Here is a 24,099-nt window from a genome sequence, read left to right as displayed (position 1 = left end):
AATATAGCTAAAAAAGTACAAACTTCATCTTAAAAGCTAAAAAACGGAAAAAACTATGCCAATCGGAGTTCCTAAAGTTCCCTATAAAATGCCCGGTGATCCCTACACCCAGTGGATTGATATTTATAATCGCCTTTATCGGGAGCGCATTATCTTTTTGGGTAAAGAGGTGGATGATGAAATCGCTAACCAAATTGTGGCAGTGATGCTGTATCTTGACTCCGAAGACCCAACTAAGGATATTCGCTTATATATTAATTCTCCTGGTGGTTCTGTGACGGCGGGCATGGCGATTTTTGACACTATGCAGCATATCAAGTCTGATGTTACGACCATTTGCGTTGGACTGGCAGCTTCTATGGGTTCATTTCTATTGATGGCTGGTACCAAAGGTAAACGGTTTGCACTTCCGCACTCTAGGATTATGATTCACCAACCTATGGGTGGTACTAGGGGGCAAGCTACGGACATTGAGATTGAGGCACGGGAAATTTTAAGGATTAAAAAGCAATTAAACCTTGAATATGCCAAGCGCACGGGACAGCCCCTTGAAAAAATTGAGCGGGATATGGATCGGGATTATTTCTTGTCCGCAGAAGAGGCTAAAAATTATGGCTTGATCGATCGAGTGATTGAAGATCGTCCCGAATAATTACTAATTCAGCCCGTGGACTAGAATTTTGAGTTTATCTAGTTTCATGGGCTTTGCTATCTCGACTTGTGCAAAGATTAATTGCAGAAATTAAATGCAGAGATTAATCATTTTTTTTACTGGAGCATCTTTAATTGCGGTATGGCTATACCTAAGTTTGTTTGGGCGATCGCCCGTAATCAAGCCTGAAATCAATAAAAGTAAATCTAGCTATGCCTTACCCGATGAAAGTAAGCTAAAAGGCTGTTTCCCTTGGTCTATTTATTTTTTACAGTCCCTAGAATATCGTGATGATGCGATCGTTTGTCGAGGTAATTTGCGCGGTTCCACTAGTTCTGCCTTTCATCTAATTAGTGAAAATATCCAGAAAGCTTTTGGCGATCGCTTTTTAGTTTTATTGCAATCAGAACCTAGAACTACAAATCAAATATCAGATCAGAACTCAGAGCAGGAAGCAATTCGATCTAGTTTTATTATTGTTCCTAGTTTTACGCCTCAAAGTCCCTTTAGCCAGTTTCATCATCATTTAGTGTGGTTTAGTTCGGTGATGATTGGTTTATGTCCACTAGCATTATTAGGTTTGTATTATCAAGCTTCGCCATTATTTCCACTTTTGCAGGCGATCGCCCCAATTTTAATTATTTGTGTGGTTCTGAGAGAGTTAGGGCGCAGGTGGGTAGCCAATCGCTATAAAATTAAAATTTCCCTACCCCATTTTATGCCCCACTTTGGTGGCGTAGTATGGTGTCAGTCCCACATTCCCAACCGTCAAGCATTATTTGATCTGGCGATCGCCCCGAATTTAGTTAGTTTGATCATAGGAATATGCCTTGTATTATTCGGACTAATGCAACAGCCAACCCATCTAGGTGATTTACAAGGGAATTTAGCTGTAGAGTTTAACTTTAACGCTTCTCTATTAATGATGGGATTACATCAAATTTCGCCTAATTCTGGAAATTTCTTGTCCCCGATCTCCTGGGCGGGATGGTGGTGCCTCAATTTAACGACAATTAGCTTAATTCCTGTCAGTATTACCGATGGAGGTTATTTACTAAGAAGTATATTTGGGGAGGGTAACATGGCGATCGCTATACCAATTATGCGCATGATCTTGCTTGGATTAGGACTAATATCCCAACCGTGGCTAATTATCGTTGCTATAGCCCTATTTTTATTAAACTATTCTCAGCCTACTCCTCTTGATGATGTAACCGAATTAAATTTAGGGAGAGAGCTATGGGGAATTTTGCTGCTAACTATAGCATTGGCTGTGGTTTTACCAGTACCCGAATTCTTAACTTGAGTCGTAGTCCTTTTTACTTAAAATTAATACTTATCCTATTAAAATTAAATTATTATTTTTTGGTACTGATTAATTGCGATTTTAGTTATAACCTTTAGGGAAATTAAGCTTTTCGTAGTCCTAAAAACATCACTATTCTGGTATGAACTCGGAGTTTTTAGAAAACAGTACCATACTAATTGTTGATGACAATCCTGATAACTTAGATATTTTATTTGATTTTCTAAGCGAAGAAGGGTTTGAAATTTTAGTGGCTAGAAGCGGGGAAAGTGCCTTAGAGAAAGCAGAGTATGCAGCTCCAGATTTGATTCTATTAGATGTGATGATGCCTCCGGGTATAGATGGCTTTGAAACCTGTATTAGCCTTAAAAGTAACCCCAATACTAAAGATATTCCCGTGATCTTTATGACCGCATTATCGGATGTGGAGCATAAAGTTAAGGGCTTGCAAGCAGGTGCAGTGGACTATATTACTAAACCGATTCAACACGAAGAAGTATTAGTTAGAGTTAGAATTCACCTTAAGCTGAAAAACCTGGTGAGGTTGTATGACCGTCAAAATATTGCCCTTAAAGCCGAAGTTTCGGAACGGATTGTGGCTCAATCGGCTTTACAAAAACTGACCACTGAGCTAGAGCAGAAAGTGTGGGAACGCACCAGCGAATTAACTCAAACCTTAACAGAACTACAGACAGTCCAAGAACAGCTATTAGCACGGGAACAACGGTTAATTTATACTGCCTGCCATGATGCCCTGACAGAATTACCTAATCGTTTTTACTTTATTGAACGCTTAATCCAAATCATAGCGATCGCCCAAGGTAATCCAGATTATCTTTATGCGGTTTTATTCATTGACTTGGAACGATTCAGATTAGTAAATGACACCCTTGGTAACTTTATTGGTGATCAACTGCTGAAAAGTGTGGCACATCGCACTAAAAACTGCCTGCGTCCCCAAGATACGATCGCCCGCTTTGGGGGAGATGATTTTATGGTACTCCTAGAGTCGATTACTAATATTGAAGAGGTAATCGCTATTGTTGAGAGGATTCAATCCCAATTACGCCAGCCATTTACCCTTGAAGGCTATGAAGTGCTTACAGATAGTAATATTGGGTTGACGATTAGCTCCATTGGTTACGAACGCACTGAGGATATTCTCACAGATATAGATACGGCGATGTACCATGCCAAGGCTAATGGTAAAGGGAGCTATGCTATTTTTACCCCAGCCATGAAAACCCAAGCCAAGGAACGGTTACAAATTGAAGCCGATCTGAAACGGGCGATCGTAGACCAGAATTTTATCCTTTACTATCAGCCTATTATCGATCTTGCCACTAACGAAATCTCTGGGTTTGAGGCACTAGTTAGGCTTCAAAATCATACTAACGAGATTATCTCTCCAAATAAGTTTATTCCTGTCGCTGAAGACACAGGATTAATTAAAGAAATTGGCTGGTGGATTATGGAAGAAGCCTGTCGCCAAATCTCAGTATGGCAAAAAACTTTACTGCCTCATCTAATGGTGACTATTAATTTATCCGCAATTCAACTGCATCAAGTGGGATTTGTGGAAAGATTAAGGGCGATATTGCAGCAATTTTGTTTACCCGAACCTTCAATCAAACTGGAAATTACGGAAAGTTGTTTAATTGATCCCTTTTCCCAAGAAATTAAGATTTTACGGCAGTTGCAAAATTCAGGGATTAAATTATGTATTGATGATTTTGGCACGGGTTATTCTTCCTTGAGTTGCCTCCATGAGTTTCCCATTGACACCTTAAAAATAGATCGTTCCTTTGTCAAACGCATTGGCAGAATCACTGGGGATGCGGAAATTGTACAGACGATCATTACCCTTGCCCATAGATTAGGCATGGATGTGGTGGCAGAGGGAATTGAAACTACAAATCAGCTACGATTGCTCACAAATTTGGGCTGTGAAATGGGACAGGGATATTTATTTGCTAGACCCCTACCCGCAGCAGATGCCACTAAGTTTGTCCAAAATTGGCGATCGCTTTGAAACGAAGCCCAATGTAGAAGTTACTATAACTAAAAGACAAAAGGAGCAACTAACTCGGCTCCATCGGAAAGGTACCTCCTCAGATTTACAGTATGTAAAAGCTCTAGAAGTCCTGAAATCAATTGCTAACTACTAACATCACTTAATCTTTTAAGTACAAAGGATTTATCTAAATAGGAAAATAGACTTCCAGCCTTTGGACCTCTTTCTTTTCCTAAAAAGGCAAAATAAATGGCTTGAAATGCCTCTTTTTGCGATAACTCTACCTCCCTAGATGTAGCAAATATTAGAGTTTGGAGTGCATCTCCATCCCAATTAGTAGTAGCTTCCAAGTTTTGAATTAGCTTGTGAAAATATTGCTTTTGTGGTTCGGTAATTTCTTGGGCGCGATCAGGAATTTGATCCAAATACAAGACTAATTTTTCTTCTTCATCGGCATAATCCTGTAACCATTTACGGGCAACTGCAATTCTTTGACGTACAATCTGCCAGTCAAATTCATTTAAGTCAGGACTACGTTTTTCAATTTCCGCTTCAATATCTAAATGGGGAATTTGCAGCAGAGAAATTAAAGTACTAATATCAAATGCCCGATAGATAGAGATTTGATCCGATTCAGTTTCTAACTGGGCATAGATTAAAGGAGCTTTTTCCTTTCCTTCAAGCTCATCTCCACTAGATTTAGCAATTAGGGTATCGTAATCCCGAAATAGGCGGGTAATGGTTTCGTAATTAGGAGAGAAATTAATTACGGTTTTTGGCGGAGTTCTCAGCATTAAAAATCTTAATAGCTCTGGCGGCAGTAAGGATGCCATCTCTTTGGCACTAGAACCCACGCCCTTAGAAGAACTCATCTTAGTACCATTGACAAGAATAAATTCGTAGGGACTATGGAATGGAGGTTCTTTAGCTAAAACTTTACGACAGATGGAATTTGCCACATCCCTAGAGCCACCCTTTTGGGAGTGATCTTTCCCTGCCATTTCAATACTGACCCCAACTAAATCCCATTTGGCGACCCATTCAACTTTCCACGGTAATTTGCCATTGCCATTAAAGGGCGATACCCAGCCCGAATGTCCACAGCCTTTGACATAGTTAGTAGCATGGGGTTTGCAAGTATAGAAAACTTCTTTACCGTTATAGTCAGTGGTTACGGTAGTCGCAATTTTGCCACAGTTCTCACAAATTGGATGAAAAGGCAGCCAATCAGAGGGACGGTCAGCCTTGCTTACTTGTTTGTATGCTTCCCTAACTAGGTGGGCTTTTGTCAGGAAAATATCTATATATTTGTTTATATCCCCAGAGCGATATTTATCTCTGAGGTAATAAATTTCAGGCTTGATCCCCAAGTAATCAAATACTTCTAAAAATTCACCCATGAAAAATTTGGCATACTCAGGGGCATGATCTTCAGGGGAAGGGACGTTACACAGGGGAAATCCCAAATAGGGGGAAAATTTCTCTTGATCTAAATAATGGGGAACTGTATCTAGGGCATCATAGTCATCAACGCCATAGATAAATTTTACTGGCTTGCCCGCTTGTTTCAAAGCCCGATAGATCACATCATGGATAACTACACCCCTTAAAGACCCGACATGAACCCGCCCTGATGGGGTTTTTGAGTCATTTACAACGATAATTTGAGAAGGTTGTGGTGTTTCCGTATCTAATGCAATTTTATCAGCCCAGAACATATTGGTTATGTGGAGTAATATTCAAAATAATATTTCCAAATCATATTTGGATGTCTAGTATAGCTTTATTCGTCTTGGTCTCGTTTGGCGAATTCGGAAGGCGGGCGATCGCTACTCCAAGCCCACCAAGCAGTTCCACATTCACAATGATAAAATTCCTGCCACTTGCGCCGTCGATTTTCTAGATATACGGGCGATCGCCGATTTAACCATACAGACTTAGCCTCCTTAGGTAACCGCAGACAACTGGGACAACAAAAGTTATGGGCATGAGTTGCGGTAATTGCCCAATCGGGGGGGGTTGGATTAAAGGCTTCCATGTATTTTGCCCTAGTCAATATTTTGCTATCCTAATTTAGCTTAGTTTCGATAGTTAGCCTTGCCTAATAACTTGATCGCTTCATCTTAAATTCTGATCATTCAAGTTTAGTAACCCTAGTAACCGCTATCAGGCAGTAGATAAAAGTTGTGAAAATGCTCAAGTTATGATAACTGAGTTAGGATTAGAGAATTGGGTTAATTAATGGACTTTTCAACCTTAAAGCGGCTCGACGATCAAATTCACATGGAATATGACCTCATGGGACAACGCATGTCTTGGATGGTAATTTCCCAATCATTTCTGTTTACAGCCGTAGCTGCGAGTGCCAATAGTTCCGTAGATCACTCTATGCGAAAAGTTATAGACCTATTGCGACTGTTAATTCCATCGATCGGAATTTTAAGCTGTTTATTTGCGATCGCAGCGATTTTTGCCGCACGTTCGGTAATTAATCGGCTCAAAAATATCCGTAATTCCCTAGAAGATGCTTTGTCCCTAGAACATGGCGAAGATAGATTTTATAAATTAGGAGTTAGACAAACCGAGTGGCAGCATTCCTTTGGCAACTTTCCTACTTCTTTTTTGCCTTTGGCTTTAATCTGTGTGTGGTTAATTATTTTGGTTGCTGTGGTATGGAACTAGGAACCCTATTGGCTAATTTGGGTTCTAACATCCATAATGTGATTAGGGTTCGTGATCTAGTTTGCTAAGTCTATTTTGCTGAATCAATAACGTAATTGCCAGATTGAGACAATGAAACAATTAAATATTAATACTCAACCATCCAAAGCATTTGTTGTTGATCCAAGATTATCCTTTCGTCCACCCACCGCTAGTTTGTTAATGTTGGCGATCGTTGTTATTTGTGGTGGCGTTGTGGCAGCTTGGTTTACCAGTCAGGGTTCACTGCATACGATTATGGAGCAGATGCAGTTACTGCCGATTAATCGCCCAGCTTGGCTACAGCTACCCATGACCACCCTATATACGCTTTCTCAACCAGTGGTGGCATTACCCTTGGGTGTGTTTGCGGTTGCTTTTAGTATTACGAAAATTTCGCCTCAGCCTCAAGCTTGGTCAAGATTTTTAGTGGTTGCTCTGTTGTTAATCTTGACGTTTCGGTATGTGGTTTGGCGATCGCTCTCTACACTTAACCTGTCTGACGTAACCAATAGTGTGTTTAGTGTGGGGTTATTTATACTGGAAATGCTGACGATTTTTAACGGGGTGTTGCAATTATTTTTAATGGTTCGCACCAAGGACCGCCGTCATCAAGCTGATCTCATGGCTCAAGCAGTTGAAAGGAAGGAGTATCTGCCGAGTGTTGATATTTTGATCCCTACCTATAACGAGCCAGAGTTTATTCTGCGGCGCACTATTATTGGCTGTCAGGCATTAGACTACGATCGCAAAACCATCTATGTACTGGATGATACCCGCCGTCCCGAAATTAAAGCCTTGGCGATGGAATTGGGATGTGAGTATATAACTCGCCCTGATAATCAACATGCTAAAGCTGGTAACTTAAACCATGCGATCGCCCGCACCAATGGGGAGCTAATTGTTTGTTTTGACGCTGATTTTATCCCCACCCGTAATTTCCTAACCCGCACCGTTGGCTTTTTCCAAGATCACAATACTGCCCTAGTGCAAACCCCCCAAAGTTTTTATAGTGTTGATCCCATTGCCCGCAATTTAGGCTTAGAAAATATTTTGGTACCCGAACAAGAGGCATTTTATCGCCAGATTCAACCCGTACGAGATGGTACCGACAGCGTGGTTTGTGCTGGGACTTCTTTTGTGATGAGGCGATCGGCATTGCAAAGTTCAGGGGGTGAATTTGTGACTAGTTCCCTCAGCGAAGATTACTTCACGGCTATTAGCCTATCGGGTAAAGGGTATCGCTTAATTTATTTAGATGAAAAACTCAGTGCTGGGGCTGCTCCTGATGATATGGGGGCTCAAGCTACCCAAAGACTGCGGTGGGCGCAGGGAACATTGCAAGCATTTTTTATTAAGGAAAACCCCCTGACGATCGCTGGCTTACGACCATTACAACGCATTTCGCACCTGACAGGAATTCTGCATTGGTTTACCAGCCTGTCTAGGGTAGGATTTTTACTTATTCCTTTGGCTACGGCTTTTATCGGCGTGATTCCTGTGCGAGCAAGCACCGATGAAATTTTGTATTATTTCCTCCCTCTATATATTGTCAACTTAACAGTATTTGCATGGCTGAGTAACTATAGTCGTTCTGCCTTTTTATCAGATATTTATGATGTGGTGCTGTGTTTTCCCCTTGCCGCTACCGTAATTCAAACTTTATTTCAGCCCTTTTCTAAGGGGTTTAAGGTCACCCCCAAAGGTACTAATCGCGATCGCCTTAGTTTTAATTGGACGTTAGCATCCCCCTTGGTGATCGTATTTATTGCTACAGCCGTGAGTTTATGGATTAACTTGGGCATGTGCGTGATGGAATTATCTAGTTATGACGTTACGGATCAGGTTAAAGGCTTAAATTTGGGATGGCTATGGAGTACCTATAACCTTGTGCTGCTGGGCATTGCCCTGTTGGTGATGCTAGACGTACCTAAACCCAATTTATATGAGTGGTTTGATCTGCGGCGGGTCGTCAAAATTCAAGTGGGCGATCGCAACTTTTGGGGAACTACTGCCATTATTTCAGAGGTAGGGGCAGAAATTGTCCTGACTCAAAGTGGGATTCAAGCAGAAACCGAGGTCAACCTAGAGATTATGGAAGAAAGCTTAAAGTTAAATGCCTATGTCTATAAAACCAGCCTAGAAGGAGGATTCCCAGTGATCAAAGTTGCCTTTAATCAAGTGAGCCTGACCCAACATCGCTGCCTAGTGGAAATGCTATTCTGTCGTCCCGGACAATGGAAACACCAAAATAATCCCAGTGAAATTGCTTCTTTGTGGTTACTATTTCGTAGTTTAGTTAAACCCAAGGCACTGTTTGGCAGGAAAAATGAACTCAGTGCTATATCAATCTGCCAAATATAAACCTTAGAATTTGTGAAAATAGAACTAAGGTAGAGCAACCAAAAACAATAAAAAATCATTATGGAAGAACTAATAGAATTACGCACATTGCTACAGAAAGGTAATATATCTAGTGCCATGCTGATGATTGATGAAATGGAAGAAATGAGCAGAAAAGATATTCTCAATAAAATTCGTAGCTATGGCATTATTTTGCTTTTGCATCTGATTAAGCAAAAAGTCGAAAATCGCACAACTCGTTCTTGGGATGTATCAATCCGCAACGCAGTTTTGGAAATTCAAGACCTGAACGCAAGACCTAATTCAAAGGGAACGTATCTAAATGACCAAGAGTTACGAGAATCCTTAGAGAGTGGCTATCGTCAGGCTATTAACCAAGCTTCATTGGAAGTTAATGAGGGACAGTATGATGCTCGTACACTTCAGGCAATGGTGGATAAACAAGAAATTTGTGATCGCGCAATGGTTGCCATTTCATCATTTTTGGATGACTTTTAGATGATTATTCAGTCTAAATTACAGACTTGAGAAGAGCTTGAGGATTTAATACCAGCCAATTATCTATATAACCATCAAGATAGGGAGCTAATTTAGTTGTTTCCTGTGCTTTATTGTCTAATTTAATTGATGTGGATAATTTATGAATGCCGTTGATGGTTTCCGTAGCGATCGCCATGACCCGATTTTCACTAACGATAATAATCACCGCATACCTAGAGAGATTACCAAGGGCGGGCAAGCCTAAAATTACCCCTAAGTCGAATGTCCAATAAACTTGGCTATGCTGACTCAGCATTCCTAAAACCGCAGATGGCATATTAGGTACGGGAACAATTAAACTAGCAGGAATATTTAAGACCTCTTGGGTACAAGTTATGGGTAACAAGAGCAAACTTTGACCAACTCGAACCTCTAGAAAATCAGTCATGGGTTTTTCTCTGTTTTTCCCTAATCCACTAAAACCTAAGATAAGTGCTTAAATACCATTTTGAGTAAGCCTTCTTGGGTAAATGGTTTAGTTAAATAGTCGGTGGAGCCAGCAATTTTAGCCTTTGCCCGATCAATAATTCCCGTATTACCAGTCACCATGATAATAGGCACATTTTTAAGGGCAGGATTATTTCTGAGTAAACTACAGAGCTTATAGCCGTCAATTTTAGGCATATTCACATCCAGCAAAATCAGATCAGGCTTAAGTTTAAGAATTTGCATCGGAGCTTTAAGTGAATCATTAATAGCAAAGAACTTGAGGTTGGAGTCCTTTAAAAATCTACCAATTTCCGTTAAAACCGTAGGGCTATCATCCACACAGGCGATCGTATAGGTGGTTTCTTCAACTTTAATATCTTTGATCAAATTCGCAACAGGTTCGGGCTTTTCGCCTATGGGTGCAGTTGTCGGTGCAGATTTAGTAGCGATCGCCTGTACCAAAACCGAAGGTAACTCTGCGGGAACTCGGGGTAATTTATCAAAGGGAGCTTGAGGGTCTCTCAATACCACCACCTCTTCTGCCATGTACGGGAGTAATCCCCCAGCAATTTTTAACTCATCCTGTTTCATTAAAATTGCCAGTTGACGGAAACTAAAGCCCTTCAAGATCGTGCTGAATTTTTCCTGCAACTTCATTTCTGGCAGCAATTCTTTTTGTTTCTTACTCTGTCCAAAGTAATAGGGACGTTGATAGGGAGACCAAACTTGGGGTGATAAAAATTGCCAAAGCCGATAGCGTTGTTGAGTATGAGCAATTAAGGCTGATAATTCTAAATGACAAAGACTCTGGGGAATATCAAGGCGATCGCTAAATTTATAGTTAACTTCATCCAGCCAAAATAATAGCTCTAACGACTCCTTGGTCATTCTTTGTACCATTACTTTCATTTGCTCAGGTGTAAGATGCCCTTGATTTAGCAACCAGCATAAAGCTTCATATTCATTACATTGGTAGGTAATTTCTTCCGTGTCTAGTAATTCTTGTTTAGCTACACTGACATCTTCAAACAACTCTGAAACCCTTGAGCGAAATTCCTTAGTCAAACTGGGAACTTCAAAACTCATCAGCCGCAGATGACAAATTAAATTATCAAACGGCTCTACTGAATGTCGAGCATAGGTAATCTTGCCATTTTCAAGCCTAATAATCCAAGTTACATCTCGCCATACCACCTGTAGTCTCCCAGAAGTTTGATTGCTACAAAAATGCTGCAAAGCTCCTACGGGTGAACCTTTAGTAAATCCTTTATTGGATAAAGTGGCGGTGGCAAAATTATTCATAGGTTTAAGTAATCAGTAGGCAGTATAAATAAGTTCTGCTTTCCCACATTTCGTTGATTTTACAGCTTTTCTTGCAGTGCAGCCTTCATTAATATCATCTTAAATTGAATAAGTTAATTAAATTAGCTCCATACCTAGGGATCATGCTAAAAGTGCAATCAAAATGTCTGAGTAAGCATCAGATTGAAAAAATTAAAAAAATTAAATGTTATATTAAGTTCTTACTACAATTCTAAATTAAGCATCTAATAACTAAATAATAATTAAATAAAAAATCTATTAAAAAAAATCTATCTATGGCAACAAGTTTTTCCTTTGATGTGGTTAGTGAATTTGAATATCAGGAAATGGTTAATGCGATCGATCAGAGTAAACGAGAAATTATTAGCCGCTATGATCTCAAAAACACAGGTACAGAAATAAACCTAGAACCAGATAGTATCACCATTAAAACTGATAGTGAATTTACCCTAACCTCCGTCCATGATGTTTTACAATCTAAGGCAATTAAACGAAATTTATCTCTGAAAATCTTCGACTATGGCAAAATTGAATCAGCCAGTGGCGATCGCATAGTTCAAGTCATTAAACTCAGAAAAGGAATTGAGCAGGATTTAGCCAAAAAAATTTCTAAACTGATTAGAGATAACTTTCCCAAGGTTCAAGCCGCAATTCAAGGGGATTCCTTACGAGTAACTTCTAAGTCCAAAGATGAATTACAAGCAGTTATGCAACTTCTGAAAGCCCAAGACTTTCCCACTGCCCTTCAATTTAATAATTATCGCTAATAAATCCCTGATAAATATAGTTAGCCAGTTCTCTGTCTGATTAAAAATGAGGGTAAGTCCACTTTATTCGGTTCGATAATTTTAGGAATATCCTTACCATCTATAAATCGTTCGAGGGCAGTACTTAGCTGAATAGCATGGTTTTGATGAATTAGAGATTTTTCTCGCCAATGTTGGACAGCGGCTTCGTACTCTATGGCTTGTCCAGATTGTTGTAAGATTTGTTCCTGTAGTTCCCCAATTTGATGTTCTAATTCTTTGATCCGATTTTGGGAGTTGGTATATTCGTTTTGCAAGCTTCTAATTGATTGCTCTAGTACCGATTGCAAAGAAATATTTCGGGTCTGTTCACGGTGGGAGTTGCTAGGACTAGATTGTAATTTTTGCAGAGTTTTAGTATTTTGTGCCATTTCTAACAATGCTGTTTCCAGATTATTCTCTAGCTCCAGTTGCTTTGCCTCTAGGAGTAGTTTCTGTTCATTAAGTTCTTGAATTTGCTGTTCCTGATGCGCTAGTCGTTCCTGGTCGATCGCCCGTAATTTGGCAAAGGACGTGATTAAATCATGCTGTTGTTGTTCCCATGAGTGTTGAAGTTGACTGTGGAGCGATCGCTGTAGTTCTTTTGCCGTAGCCTCAGTATGGTTAAGTTCCAATTTCAGATGCTTGATTTCTCTATGCAGCCGCTCTGATTCCGTTAGCCTTTGTTGCTGATCTTGCTCATGGTCTCGGCACCTTTGCTGGAGGTGAGCTACTTCTTGACGGAGAGCAATTAATTCTGTTAATTCTTGATGATTTAAGTCGGGTGTAGGATTACTGTTAACTTGAGAGCCATTAACTTCAAAATTATCACCATGATTAAGTTGAGTGTGAGACACTTCGCTGGGAAAAAGATTAGCCGCCAAATTAGATTCAGTCACCGATGACCTCCCTATTCACTAATTCTTGAATGCGTTTTGCTGCCACCTCACCTGGTTTATATTCTATTACGGTTAACCCGCGATCGAACGCTGTACGAATATCAGTACTGTCGGGAATCGTAACTGGAGATAAAATATGGGCAAAGGCACTTTGAGCTTGCTTGTATAAAGCCCCTGTATGTGAGTTCGACCATACCCCATTTGCTAGGTAGCGATCGTCTAACATATTAATTATGACCTTTACTTCCCGCACGCCAATAAAATTTTCCGCCTCTTTGATAAAGCTAATAGTAGTTTCAGTGCATTGAAAATCAGTGCGATTAAGCCTTGTGGGAATAAATACCTTCGTTGCAGGTACAAGGGCATTGGCGGTTAGTTCGTTTAGATCGCCGGGACTATCAATAAAAATATAGTCGTAATGTTCCTTAATTCTCTCAATTTCCCGCTTTAAGACTCCTTCCTTACCCATTTGCATTGCTGATAGTTGTGCTACTGCTTCTGCCATAGACACATGGGAAGATACTATATCAAGTCCTTTTTTGCTTTCAAAAATTAGGTCTTCAATATGCCGATCTGGTCGCTTTTTGAGAAATGCTAGGACAGTTTCACTTTCTTCTAAGCCCTTAGTTGTTCCTAAAAACAAACTGCTACAGGTAGTCTGAGAAGTCATATCAATCACTAGAACCTTTGCACCAGTTAATGCTGTGAAGTGAGCAGTATTAGAGCATAGGGTTGACTTACCTGTACCGCCTTTATTATTGGTAAAAGCAAAAATTTTAGTCATCGACTCAGTTGCGGGAGAAATTAATACTAGCTAATTTAGACTAAATGCAGACTTCCTTACGAGATTCCCAACTTAGATATTAGACAGCTATATATTAGGATGCCAATAGTAAAGTAAATCTTTAGAACAAATCTTTATTTATTTCTTTACTCAGAAGATTAGCAGAGTTTTCAAATTTTTCCCAACTCTATAAGCTGAGAATAAGTTGGAATCATCAAGTTGGGAGCGTCTCAATCGCTTAAGTTTATCTGTAAATGTTGATATTTAACTAAGTACCCTAGCCCAAAAATAGCTTATAGGCAGGATTTTTATTTTCATCCCAGTAGCGATAGCCCAGATGATCTAGAAATAATTGCCACTCGGTCATTTCATCTGGGGGAACTTGAATACCCACCACAATTCTGCCGTAGTCTGCACCGTTATTACGATAGTGGAATAGACTGATATTCCAATTGGGACTCATGGAGCCGACAAATTTCATTAATGCGCCCGGACGTTCAGGAAACTCAAACCGATAGAGTAATTCATTACTAGCTAAGGGCGATCGCCCACCAACTAGATGACGTAAGTGCAGTTTTGTCAGTTCATCATCACTCAAGTCAAGGGTTTTAAACCCATTAGCTTCAAAGGTTTCCACAATTTTTTTAGCATCGGCACGGTTAACAATTTGCATTCCCACAAAAATATGGGCGGTTTCAGCATCGGCAATGCGATAGTTAAATTCGGTCATGTTACGCTTGCCAATACAATCACAAAATTTACGCAAGCTCCCCGCAGTCTCTGGAATAGTTACGGCAAAAATTGCCTCTCGCCGTTCCCCAAATTCGGCACGTTCTGCCACAAACCGCAGGCGATCAAAGTTCATATTGGCACCACAGGCAACAGCAATTAGAGTTTGTCCTTGAATTTGTTCTCGTTCCACATACATCTTCGCCGCAGCGATCGCTAAAGCTCCAGCAGGCTCTAAAATTGATCTCGTATCTTCAAATACATCTTTAATTGCCGCACAGGTATCATCGGTATCCACTAGCATCACTTCATCCACATACTGCTGACACAGACGAAAGGTTTCCTCTCCCACTTCTTTGACCGCCACACCATCGGCAAATAGCCCCACCTGATTTAAGCGGACTCGGTGTCCTGCCTTGAGAGATTGATTCATGGCATCGGAATCCACAGGTTCTACACCGATAATTTTTATTTCTGGACGTAATCGTTTCACGTATGCCGCAATACCAGAGATTAAGCCACCGCCACCAATAGCCACAAAAATAGCAGCGATCGGTTGCTGACACTGGCGCAGAATTTCCATACCAATGGTGCCTTGTCCTGCAATCACATCGGGATCATCAAAGGGATGAATAAAAGTTAAACCTTCTTGTATTTCTAATTTACGCGCATAGCCATAGGCATCATCAAAGCTATCCCCATGCAGAATTACCTCTCCACCAAGGGACTTGACCGCATTGACCTTTACATCTGGCGTGGTTTCGGGCATGACAATTATTGCCTTTGTTCCCAGTCTTTTTGCCCCTAGTGCTACCCCTTGGGCATGGTTCCCCGCCGATGCCGCAATCACTCCCTTTGCCAGTAATTCAGGCGATAGCTTTGCCATTTTGTTGTATGCTCCCCGCAATTTGAAGGAAAAAACCGACTGCATATCTTCCCGCTTCAGTAACAGTCGATTATTTAGTCGAGTGGAAAGGTTGGCAGCATATTCTAAAGGAGTCTCTTGGGCAACATCATAAACACGGGCGGTGAGAATTTGGACTAAATAGTCACAATACATGGTGTGAATTTAATAAAGAATTAAAATTTTGGATAAAATTGAACAAAAATTGAAAATTAAACAAAAGTAAAAAAAAGGCTGAGGTGTAATTTTAAGCTATTTATCAGCTACTTAAGAGGTTGTATTTTTACCTGCAAGATTAAAAAAAGCTGGGTATTCTCTCTATTCCTATATTGGTTCAGTTTATAAATTTATCAAGTCTCTATTAGTTCATATCTTGGCTTCCGTACATAAATCCCAACCTCCTAACCTGCGTCCTCGACTGGTAAAACGTAGGCAAAGTCCTGCCTTAAACGTAATTCGTTTGGGTAGTGAGCATTCCTATTGGCGAGACATTTATCATTTACTATTGACAATTCATTGGCTATGGTTAGTTAGCTTAATTTGTGTAGGCTATGTAGCGATTAATGCAGGTTTTGCCTTGCTTTATCTTGCTGGTGGTGACTGTCTTAAAAATGCTGTGCCTAATTCCTTTGGAGATGCTTTCTTTTTTAGTGTTCAAACTATGGCAACTATTGGCTATGGCTCCATTTATCCCAGTACGGTCTATGCCAATGTGATAGTGGTGGTAGAGGCTTTAGTTGGCTTGATTACCGTAGCCATGGCAACTGGACTGATGTTTGCCCGATTTGCCCGACCCACATCCAGAATTTTATTTAGCCAAGTGGCAGTAATTACTAATTATAATGGCTTACCAACTTTGATGTTTAGGGCTGCTAACGAACGTCAAAATACAATTTTAGAGGCAAAACTTTGGGCAGTTTTACTCAGAGATGAGATTAGTGATGAAGGTTCAACTATGCGGAGATTTTATGATTTAAAGCTAACCCGCAGCCAAACACCAATTTTTTCTTTGACTTGGATGGCAATGCATATTATTGATGAAACCAGTCCCTTGCATGGATTTACGACCCAAACTTTACAGGAAGTCGATGCCGAAATTATCGTTACCCTAACAGGTATAGACGAAACCTTTGCCCAGACTATTTATGCGCGCCATTCCTTTATTTGTGATGAGATTGCTTGGAATATGAGGTTTGTGGATATTTTAGCAAAACTGCCCGATGGTGGGCGATCGATTGACTATAGGCTATTTCACCAGATTACTCCTGCAGCTACCAAAATCTAGTTGTAAATTCTGAAAAATACGGTGACATTATGTTTAATCCCTTTAATCAAATAGTTAATAAACCCATACCCATTCCACCGCAGCAAGGACAGGAATCAGTGTGGGATTATCCCCGTCCACCTCGATTAGAAGATACATCAAAGCTCATTGAAATTGTTTGTAATGGGGTAGTGATCGCCAAGACAAATAAAGCTAAACGAGTCCTAGAAACAAGTCATCCGCCTGTGTACTACATTTCGCCTGAAGATATTGTTATGGAGTACGTAATCCCAGCATCAGGGACAAGTTTTTGTGAATGGAAAGGACTTGCTATTTACTACAGCGTTAAAGTTAACGGTAAACTCCTCGAAAAAGTAGCATGGAGCTATCCCGAACCCACAGAAGCATTTAGCAGTATTAAAGATTACATTGCTTTCTACCCCGCCCCGATGGATGGCTGTTATGTAAACGGAGAGAAAGTTACACCGCAACCAGGGGGATTTTATGGCGGTTGGATTACCAGTGATATTGTTGGTCCTTTTAAGGGTGATCGCAGTTCAATGGGTTGGTAGGGATAAATTTGGAAAATATCCCGAATCTTTATTTTCAGGGCGGACGAGCGTTTGATTTGTTATGGCAGATAGTTAACTACTTTTGAACATCAGAGGCATTAGTAGTGATTTAATGGAGGATACTTACTAGCGTAGATACTCTAGCTCAGGCATTTAACTCTGGTATTTACAAATTTCCAGCTTTTTATATTTTCTTATATGATTCCAAGTTTTCAGGTTTTTGATAACGATATTAATCTTGATACCCTTAATTACTATCTAAATTGTGAGGCGATCGCTGTAGATACGGAAACTATGGGATTAATTCCCCGCCGCGATCGATTGTGTTTAATCCAGATTTGTGATGATCAAGATCATGTGACAGTGGTACGCATTTCTCAAGAATTAGCACAGAACATTAAGTCGGCACCGCTGATTCAGCAGCTTATGGAAGCAAGTAATGTCACCAAGGTATTTCACTATGCCAGATTTGACATCTGTACTCTTAGAGTCCACTTAGGCATCACTACTAATCCTATTTTCTGTACAAAGATTGCTAGTAAACTTGCCCGTACCTATAGCAGCCGCCACGGACTAAAGGAAGTAGTCAAAGAACTAGAGCAAATTGAATTAGATAAAAGTGCTGGTTCTTCAGATTGGGGAAGTACCTACGAGCTTTCTGATCAGCAATTAAAATATGCCGCCAATGATGTGCGTTACTTAGTCTCAGTTAAAAATAAATTAACTAAGATGCTAGTGCGTGAAGGTCGCTATGAGTTGGCACAAAAGAGTTTTGGCTACCTGCATACCCTTGTTGAGCTAGATTTATTGGGTTATGAGGATTTATTTTCCCATCAGTAATTCACTAGTATTTTTAATAACTAATGAAATACGGGAAGTGCAAGAGAATTATTGCTGACGGACAAAATCTACAAAGTTACTAAGTACCTTGATTCCCATTTCAGAGGATTTTTCGGGATGAAACTGTACTGCCATTAGGTTATTTATAGCGATCGCTGCGGTGGCGTTTTGACTCCCATGCTGGGTATATGCGGCAACTACAGAAATATCACTTGGTACAGCAAAATAGGAATGGACAAAATACATCCACGGATGTTTGGGTAAATCCTGCCACAGGTGGCAATTGGGCTGAGTGATGTTTAATTGGTTCCAACCCATGTGGGGAATCGTAATTTGGGGTTCAGCTTTAAATCTTTGCACCCTACCTGAGATTATGCCTAAGCCCGATTCTTGTCCTTCTTCACTACCTTCAAATAGAATTTGCATACCGACACAAATTCCTAGAAATGGCTTGCCAGAGGCGATCGCATTTTTAACTGGCAACTCTAAATTGTGTCCTCGGAGGTTTTGCATACAGTGATCAAATGCACCTACTCCAGGCAGGACTACACCATCAGCATTGGCAATTATTTTAGGGTCAGAAGTAATAATTGGCTCTGCCCCCGCCTTTTCTATGCCCTTGCAAGCAGAATGCAGGTTGCCAATATCATAGTCAATTACAGCAATCGCAGTCACGTTAGTTTTATTAATTTAATTTTAGTAATTCCAGTTCTCTCTAAATTCTAGGCGGTGCTGTTACAAAAACCTATCCAGATCGTCTTAAATCACAATACTAAGAAAGTATGATCCGAGCTAATTTATAGGGAACGGTAATGCTAATATGCCTCCATTGGCTCAATATTCTAGTTAAATTTGTAGTTAAATTTTGTAAGTAATGGTAAGTTTACCTTCCGTAATTCATCCTGTTGGTGCCTATACTCTCTATGGTTTGGTGTGGCAGTCTGACTATGCGATCGCTCTAGATGCTTATCAGGGGCATTTATTGAAAATTGATCCCCGCACTGAAGGTTCGACGATTCTGAATGTCTATAATTCCAAACTCTTTGCCGATGGTACAGGTATAGCAATTACGGGTGAGATTTTATGGTTGGCTCAAGGTAATACCATCTATTACTGCAACATGGATGATTTTGACCTACAGCCCTTTATCCAACTGCCAGAGGAAATTCATGGGATTGCCGTATCCGATGGCGCCGTATATGTCAGTTCCCATGCGGTTAATAAAATTTTTGTATTTGGTCGTGCTACTAGGGGCTTGATTCGTGTCATTGATGCACCAGGAATTGGGGAAGAAGGATTAACCATTCATAATGGTGATCTGTGGGTGTGCGATCGCCAAGAAGAAACAGTTTATTGCATGGATACTAAAACAGGGGAAATTAAGCAACGTGCCTTGACTCCCTTTGCGAATCCTTTGGGGATTGCCTTTCACGGTGATCAACCCTATGTGGTTTATACGGGTGATGAACATTATATTCGGGATAATCCCAATGATCCGATTCCTTTGTCTGTGGCGATTCGCGATCGCACCTTTATTCATCGCTTAGAAATTATTCCCCATCACGGTAAACCTCGCTACACGCTCTCCAATGGCTATTTGGTGGAGATGATCTACTTAGAGGAAACCGCCTGTGAAGACCCCCAAGATGTGCATAATCTGACTTGGCGGATTGCCTTACCCGATGATACTGATCGGCAAAAAGTGATTTCCACCGAAGCGATCGGCATGCCCTTTGAAGAAAATATAGTGAATGGGCAGAGAATTGCCGTATTTAAGATTGGGGAACTGCGAGCTGAAGAAGCAAGAATGTTTGGTTGGAAGGCAACCCTAGAACTGCGAGGGATTAAATACGAAATTAATTATGATGAAGTTGATAATGCCCCGCCGCTATCGCCCGAACTACAAGCGGAATATTTAATTGATGATGATGGCTTGGGGATGGATATACAGGCAATCAAAGATGCGGCAAGGGAAGCAGTGGGCAATGAGCATAATATCTTAAAAAAGATGCTGCTGATTCGGGAATATGTGTACGATAAGTTGGAATATCGCATGATTCCCTACATTAGTACCCCCGATGAAGTAATTGCCAGAGGAACAGCCTCCTGTGGAGAGTATGTGGGTTTACTTTTAGCATTAGCTCGTCTGAATGGAATTGCCTGTCGCACCGTAGGCAGATATAAATGCCCGCCCGTTGCCGATCAGCAGAATATACCTTTAGTGCAGTATTACAATCATGTGTGGGTAGAGTTTTATATTCCTGGTATTGGTTGGTTGCCGATGGAATCTAATCCTGATGATACTGGCGATCGCCCCTACCCTACCCGTTGGTTTATGGGATTACCTTGGTACCATGTGGAAATTGGTAAAGGTGTTACCTTTGAAACGATTCGCCCTCAACCCTTCTCTATTGGCGAGTTAGCTTTAAACCATGTGCGCTTTAAGATTTTAAGAGAACTTTAACGCTCGTAACAAAGCCTCAAACTTAATCGCCGTTTCCCCCAGTTCCGAGGCAATATCAGAATCGGCAACTATTCCCGCCCCTGCATAAATACGAGCAGTCTCACCGTTAATATAGCCTGAACGAATACCCACGGCAAATACGCCTGCACCATTGCTATTAACCCACCCGATCGGAGCTGCATACCAACCGCGATCGCAAGCTTCGGAAGCCTGAATTAACTGGACGGATATATCTTGAGGTTCTCCTCCTACTGCGGCTGTGGGATGAAGCTGACCTAAAATTTCAAAACTTTTGAGCCAAGGGCAATCCGCTAATTTGCCTTTAATTTCCGTATAAAGGTGCTGCACATTTCTTAATCGCTTTAGTTGGGGTGGTGATAATGGTTGTAAGTCCACACCTAGGTTTTGCAGGCGATCGCATATTGATCTGATCACAATTTCATGTTCGTAGCGATCTTTCAAACTTGCAAGGAGCAAATTTCCTAAAAGTATATCTTCAGATGTGGATAATCCTCGGCGGGTTGAGCCAGCGATCGCATCACTTTTAAGTTGTAAATTACCAAAGTCATCACCTTGAAACTGCAATAATATTTCTGGCGTTGCCCCCACAAAGCTAGTCATCCCAAAATTTAATAAAAAAGAAATGCACTCAGGATAGCTACATCGTAAGGAATTCAATACTTCGATTGGATGCGCCAGCGAATGAACATCTAAGGCTCTTGCCAGTACAATTTTTTCTAATTTTCCTTTCTTAATTAGATTCACTGCTTGTTCGACAATTTCTGTCCAAGGGCGATCGCCTGTGACCTCCTCCAGACTCTGCACTGGGTTCTGATCGGAATTAGAGTTTGGTTGGTGGTTATTAGCACTTGTGTCGCTCTCCCCTAGGTTAGGAAATTCTAAAACCCTCTGACAGATTAGTTTTTCTAATTTATGGAAATCATCATGGGGATAAATACAACAATTTAAGGTAATAACTAAGGGTGAATTATCCTGCTTTTGGATTAACCACTGGGGGATAAACAACCTAGCATTGGGAAACCCCTGCCAACTATTTTGGGAGTGATCGTGAAAGGCAAATCCTCCTAAGGCATAGGTGGGAATATAGCCTAGGCAGGTTTCACCTCTAGTTACAGAATGATTCAGATAGTTCTGGCAAAATAACTGTGCTGCTTCAAACCTATTAAGATTAGGCGTTAGTTCGAGTTGGGCGACTACTCCGATCGCTGCTAGGGTTAAGGATTGCTGTTGCCAATAAAATTTATATTCTCCGACTCCAGCCATAGCTAACAGAGCATCAGCAGAAGTTTGCTCAGATTCACCATAGTCCCAAGAATAGGACAATACTACGGACTGACCTAGGGATTTAGCTTGACTAAGGGTATAAGAGATCGCCTGTGAAATAGGTGTTAAATCAAGCGATCGCATTTTGCCCAACGTCCTACTGAAAATTCTTCTATTCAACAACCTAGAGCAGTACTGCCCCTAACGTTGCCACACCAGCAATGATCATTATACCTGCGGGCATAAACTTCTGAGTTTTAGCAAGACGGACGATAAATACCACCACCAATGCAGCCGCGATCGCCACGACTAAATACTTACCCCAATCCTGCCCACTTAACTGCACTATACTCGCAACTAGAAGCAAGGCACCACTAATAATGCCTGAAATTAAAGAAGCCTGACTTTGACTTTTAACATAGCCCATGACCCCACCAGCGATCGCAAGCACACCATAGGCAATTGTGGCAATTACACTTAAGTTCATATTTGTTTGAATAGTTAGCTTAAATAGTTAATTAATAATTTATGAGTTTAATTTATGAACACTATCATTCTGTGTTGTTTGAATAAGCTTATGGATACACAAGTTTACATATCCCCGTACCTTAAACTTTCCCTAGGAAGAGATACGAATAACACCCACAGGGAACTACATTCAGTCACTATAAGTCAGTACCTTTAAGTCCTTAGTTAAATTTTTAGTTAAATTTAAGCCAGTGCCAGTAAATGTGAAGATCAGCGCGCTTACGTTTATTCATTCATCTTTCTAGTAAAAAATTAGCAAAAAATTTCTTAAACCTATGTCTAAATTTAGCAACAGCATCTTAGCAGCCTCTACCCTAGGGGCATTAATGTATGTACCCCAAGTCTTAGCTCAATCTTCTAACTTTAATGATATTCGAGGATATTGGGCAGAACAGTACGTCACTTCCTTAGCCGATCGCAGTATTATCGGTGGATTTCCCGATGGGACGTTTAAGCCAAGTGCAGATATTACCCGGGCGCAGTTTGCGGCGATCGCTGTTAAAGCTTTTAACCTATCTTCTAGCTCAAATAACAGTAATTTTAACGATGTTTCCCCGAATTATTGGGCAAGTTCTGCCATTAGTGCAGTGAGTAATTCTGGCTTAGTAACTGGATTTCCCGATGGTACCTTCCGCCCTGAAGATCGGATTACGAGAGCTCAAGCTTTAGTGATTTTGGCAAAGGCACTGGGCAATAGATTTAGCCCTAACCCCAATGAACTTAACCGCTATTCCGATCGCGATGCCGTTCCTGATTGGGCAGCAGATAGTGTATCCAAAGCCGCTAGCGCCCGAATTATTGCTAATTTCCCTGATTCCAGCCGCATTGCCCCCAATAACCTAGCTACCCGTGGGGAAGTTGCTGCCTTGATCTATCAAACTATTTTCCGATTGGGCGATCGCAATTTACCAGCAATTACCATTGGGACATTAGACTCTAGTTCTGTGCCTGTAACATCTAACTTAAATATCAACAGAATTGAAACTAATATCAACTCTCGCCAAGTTTTATCTGCTGGGGATGAACTAGTGGTAACCATCTATGCTACACCAAGAGCTACTGCTAGCTTCACACTGGTCGGACTAAATCAAAATAACCCTATCTCTACGAATGAAATTGATAGTGGTGTGTATGAAGGACGCTATACAATTCGGCGCAATGATGGTCAAAATGGGCAAACAAGAGCCAAACTAGTGGCAACTATTTCTAGACAAGGAATAAGACCTATTACCCAAGAACTAAATCAGGTGATCGCCATTAATACCAATAATTACCCTGATAACAACCCTGGCAATAATAATTATGGGACTTTACAGCCGCAAATTACCAATGTCAATAACAATGACTTCATCAACCTACCTGTTAATCTCGTTGGACAAACTCTTCCCAATGCCAATGTGCGTGTAATAGTTGAGGCTCTTAGGTCTGTGGGTGGAATTATCGATATTTCTCAGCCCATATTCAATAACACAGTTCGTGCTAATCAAAGAGGGCGATTTAACGTCAATATACCTGGGTCTAGCAATCTAACCTCAGGGACTCGTTATCGGGTGCGGATGACAGCAACTAATCGCGAAAATAATCAATCCCAAAGCTCCGAGCTACTTTTAAGGCAGCAGTAAATATTAACGAACTAAACGGGATTGGCTATATCTCTGCCATATCTAAAAGTAAGGTAGCGTCAAGTTTGGTATAACTTAGATTTACACTAATTAAAA

General features: G+C 40.7%; 23 protein-coding genes. 13 read left to right on the top strand and 10 right to left on the bottom strand.

The window, feature by feature from the left end; genetic code table 11:
- Window positions 1-55 precede the first annotated feature (55 nt).
- The 4 genes from SYN7502_RS04745 to SYN7502_RS20105 all read left to right on the top strand — a co-directional run bounded on the left by SYN7502_RS04745 (window position 56) and on the right by SYN7502_RS20105 (window position 4,126).
- Window positions 56-652, top strand: a complete 597-nt coding sequence (locus SYN7502_RS04745; RefSeq protein ID WP_015167741.1) for an ATP-dependent Clp protease proteolytic subunit — start codon at window positions 56-58, stop codon at window positions 650-652.
- A gap of 94 nt (window positions 653-746) precedes the next feature.
- Window positions 747-1,958 (top strand): site-2 protease family protein, encoded by a 1,212-nt coding sequence (locus tag SYN7502_RS04740; RefSeq protein ID WP_015167740.1) that lies wholly within the window; start codon window positions 747-749, stop codon window positions 1,956-1,958.
- Between the two features lie 142 nt (window positions 1,959-2,100).
- Window positions 2,101-3,990 (top strand): two-component system response regulator, encoded by a 1,890-nt coding sequence (locus SYN7502_RS04735; protein WP_015167739.1) that lies wholly within the window; start codon window positions 2,101-2,103, stop codon window positions 3,988-3,990.
- Complete coding sequence (locus SYN7502_RS20105) at window positions 3,953-4,126, top strand: hypothetical protein (RefSeq protein WP_015167738.1); 174 nt, start codon at window positions 3,953-3,955, stop codon at window positions 4,124-4,126. Before SYN7502_RS04735 ends, SYN7502_RS20105 begins: the two co-directional genes overlap by 38 nt.
- On the opposite strand, the gene lysS is transcribed toward SYN7502_RS20105, so the two are convergent.
- Complete coding sequence (lysS, locus tag SYN7502_RS04730; protein WP_015167737.1) at window positions 4,116-5,690, bottom strand: lysine--tRNA ligase; 1,575 nt, start codon at window positions 5,688-5,690, stop codon at window positions 4,116-4,118. The two genes, SYN7502_RS20105 and lysS, sit on opposite strands and share 11 nt — an antisense overlap.
- Before the next feature lie 65 nt (window positions 5,691-5,755).
- A complete protein-coding gene (locus SYN7502_RS04725; protein WP_015167736.1) occupies window positions 5,756-6,010 on the bottom strand; it encodes a hypothetical protein in 255 nt (84 codons plus the stop codon).
- Between the two features lie 203 nt (window positions 6,011-6,213).
- On the opposite strand from SYN7502_RS04725, the gene SYN7502_RS04720 reads away from it, so the two are divergent.
- The 3 genes from SYN7502_RS04720 to SYN7502_RS04710 all read left to right on the top strand — a co-directional run bounded on the left by SYN7502_RS04720 (window position 6,214) and on the right by SYN7502_RS04710 (window position 9,534).
- A complete protein-coding gene (locus tag SYN7502_RS04720) occupies window positions 6,214-6,654 on the top strand; it encodes a RipA family octameric membrane protein (protein ID WP_015167735.1) in 441 nt (146 codons plus the stop codon).
- Between the two features lie 111 nt (window positions 6,655-6,765).
- Entirely contained in the window at window positions 6,766-9,036 is a 2,271-nt protein-coding gene (locus SYN7502_RS04715) for a glycosyltransferase family 2 protein (protein ID WP_015167734.1), read from the top strand.
- A gap of 60 nt (window positions 9,037-9,096) precedes the next feature.
- A complete protein-coding gene (locus SYN7502_RS04710) occupies window positions 9,097-9,534 on the top strand; it encodes a DUF29 family protein (RefSeq protein WP_015167733.1) in 438 nt (145 codons plus the stop codon).
- Window positions 9,535-9,547: 13 nt separating this feature from the next.
- On the opposite strand, the gene SYN7502_RS04705 is transcribed toward SYN7502_RS04710, so the two are convergent.
- Window positions 9,548-9,964 carry a chemotaxis protein CheW gene (locus SYN7502_RS04705; RefSeq protein WP_015167732.1) on the bottom strand — a complete coding sequence of 139 codons (417 nt, stop codon included), beginning with the start codon at window positions 9,962-9,964 and terminating at the stop codon, window positions 9,548-9,550.
- A 35-nt stretch (window positions 9,965-9,999) separates the two neighbouring features.
- On the bottom strand, window positions 10,000-11,307 hold the full coding sequence (locus SYN7502_RS04700) for a response regulator (protein WP_015167731.1): 1,308 nt from the start codon (window positions 11,305-11,307) through the stop codon (window positions 10,000-10,002).
- A 296-nt stretch (window positions 11,308-11,603) separates the two neighbouring features.
- Here SYN7502_RS04700 and SYN7502_RS04695 point away from each other — a divergent pair, with 296 nt between their 5' ends.
- On the top strand, window positions 11,604-12,095 hold the full coding sequence (locus SYN7502_RS04695; RefSeq protein ID WP_015167730.1) for a YajQ family cyclic di-GMP-binding protein: 492 nt from the start codon (window positions 11,604-11,606) through the stop codon (window positions 12,093-12,095).
- A gap of 20 nt (window positions 12,096-12,115) precedes the next feature.
- Here SYN7502_RS04695 and SYN7502_RS04690 read toward each other — a convergent pair whose 3' ends face one another.
- The 3 genes from SYN7502_RS04690 to ilvA form a co-directional block, all read right to left on the bottom strand.
- Entirely contained in the window at window positions 12,116-13,012 is an 897-nt protein-coding gene (locus SYN7502_RS04690) for a coiled-coil domain-containing protein (protein WP_015167729.1), read from the bottom strand.
- Complete coding sequence (locus SYN7502_RS04685; RefSeq protein ID WP_015167728.1) at window positions 13,005-13,796, bottom strand: ParA family protein; 792 nt, start codon at window positions 13,794-13,796, stop codon at window positions 13,005-13,007. The genes SYN7502_RS04690 and SYN7502_RS04685 overlap by 8 nt, the downstream gene beginning before the upstream one ends.
- Window positions 13,797-14,073: 277 nt before the next feature.
- Complete coding sequence (ilvA, locus tag SYN7502_RS04680) at window positions 14,074-15,585, bottom strand: threonine ammonia-lyase, biosynthetic (RefSeq protein WP_015167727.1); 1,512 nt, start codon at window positions 15,583-15,585, stop codon at window positions 14,074-14,076.
- A 217-nt stretch (window positions 15,586-15,802) separates the two neighbouring features.
- On the opposite strand from ilvA, the gene SYN7502_RS04675 reads away from it, so the two are divergent.
- The 3 genes from SYN7502_RS04675 (at window position 15,803) to SYN7502_RS04665 (ending at window position 18,105) form a co-directional block, all read left to right on the top strand.
- Entirely contained in the window at window positions 15,803-16,714 is a 912-nt protein-coding gene (locus SYN7502_RS04675) for an ion channel (RefSeq protein WP_015167726.1), read from the top strand.
- A 29-nt stretch (window positions 16,715-16,743) separates the two neighbouring features.
- Entirely contained in the window at window positions 16,744-17,265 is a 522-nt protein-coding gene (locus SYN7502_RS04670) for a DUF427 domain-containing protein (RefSeq protein WP_015167725.1), read from the top strand.
- Between the two features lie 198 nt (window positions 17,266-17,463).
- Window positions 17,464-18,105 carry a ribonuclease H-like domain-containing protein gene (locus SYN7502_RS04665; protein WP_015167724.1) on the top strand — a complete coding sequence of 214 codons (642 nt, stop codon included), beginning with the start codon at window positions 17,464-17,466 and terminating at the stop codon, window positions 18,103-18,105.
- 48 nt (window positions 18,106-18,153) lie between these two features.
- On the opposite strand, the gene hisH is transcribed toward SYN7502_RS04665, so the two are convergent.
- Window positions 18,154-18,780: an imidazole glycerol phosphate synthase subunit HisH gene (gene hisH / locus SYN7502_RS04660; protein ID WP_015167723.1), complete on the bottom strand. Its 627-nt coding sequence runs from the start codon at window positions 18,778-18,780 to the stop codon at window positions 18,154-18,156.
- A 199-nt stretch (window positions 18,781-18,979) separates the two neighbouring features.
- Here hisH and SYN7502_RS04655 point away from each other — a divergent pair, with 199 nt between their 5' ends.
- Window positions 18,980-20,569 carry a transglutaminase domain-containing protein gene (locus SYN7502_RS04655; protein ID WP_015167722.1) on the top strand — a complete coding sequence of 530 codons (1,590 nt, stop codon included), beginning with the start codon at window positions 18,980-18,982 and terminating at the stop codon, window positions 20,567-20,569.
- On the opposite strand, the gene SYN7502_RS04650 is transcribed toward SYN7502_RS04655, so the two are convergent.
- On the bottom strand, window positions 20,555-21,997 hold the full coding sequence (locus SYN7502_RS04650) for an isochorismate synthase (RefSeq protein ID WP_015167721.1): 1,443 nt from the start codon (window positions 21,995-21,997) through the stop codon (window positions 20,555-20,557). The genes SYN7502_RS04655 and SYN7502_RS04650 overlap by 15 nt on opposite strands.
- Before the next feature lie 40 nt (window positions 21,998-22,037).
- Window positions 22,038-22,340, bottom strand: coding sequence for a TMEM14 family protein (locus SYN7502_RS04645; RefSeq protein WP_015167720.1), 303 nt, complete (start codon window positions 22,338-22,340; stop codon window positions 22,038-22,040).
- Window positions 22,341-22,656: 316 nt separating this feature from the next.
- On the opposite strand from SYN7502_RS04645, the gene SYN7502_RS18110 reads away from it, so the two are divergent.
- Entirely contained in the window at window positions 22,657-24,003 is a 1,347-nt protein-coding gene (locus SYN7502_RS18110; RefSeq protein ID WP_015167719.1) for an S-layer homology domain-containing protein, read from the top strand.
- Window positions 24,004-24,099: the final 96 nt, after the last annotated feature.

The sequence above is a fragment of the Synechococcus sp. PCC 7502 genome, from assembly GCF_000317085.1.
GTDB lineage: Bacteria > Cyanobacteriota > Cyanobacteriia > Pseudanabaenales > Pseudanabaenaceae > PCC-7502.
This window is presented reverse-complemented; position numbering and strand designations above follow the sequence as displayed.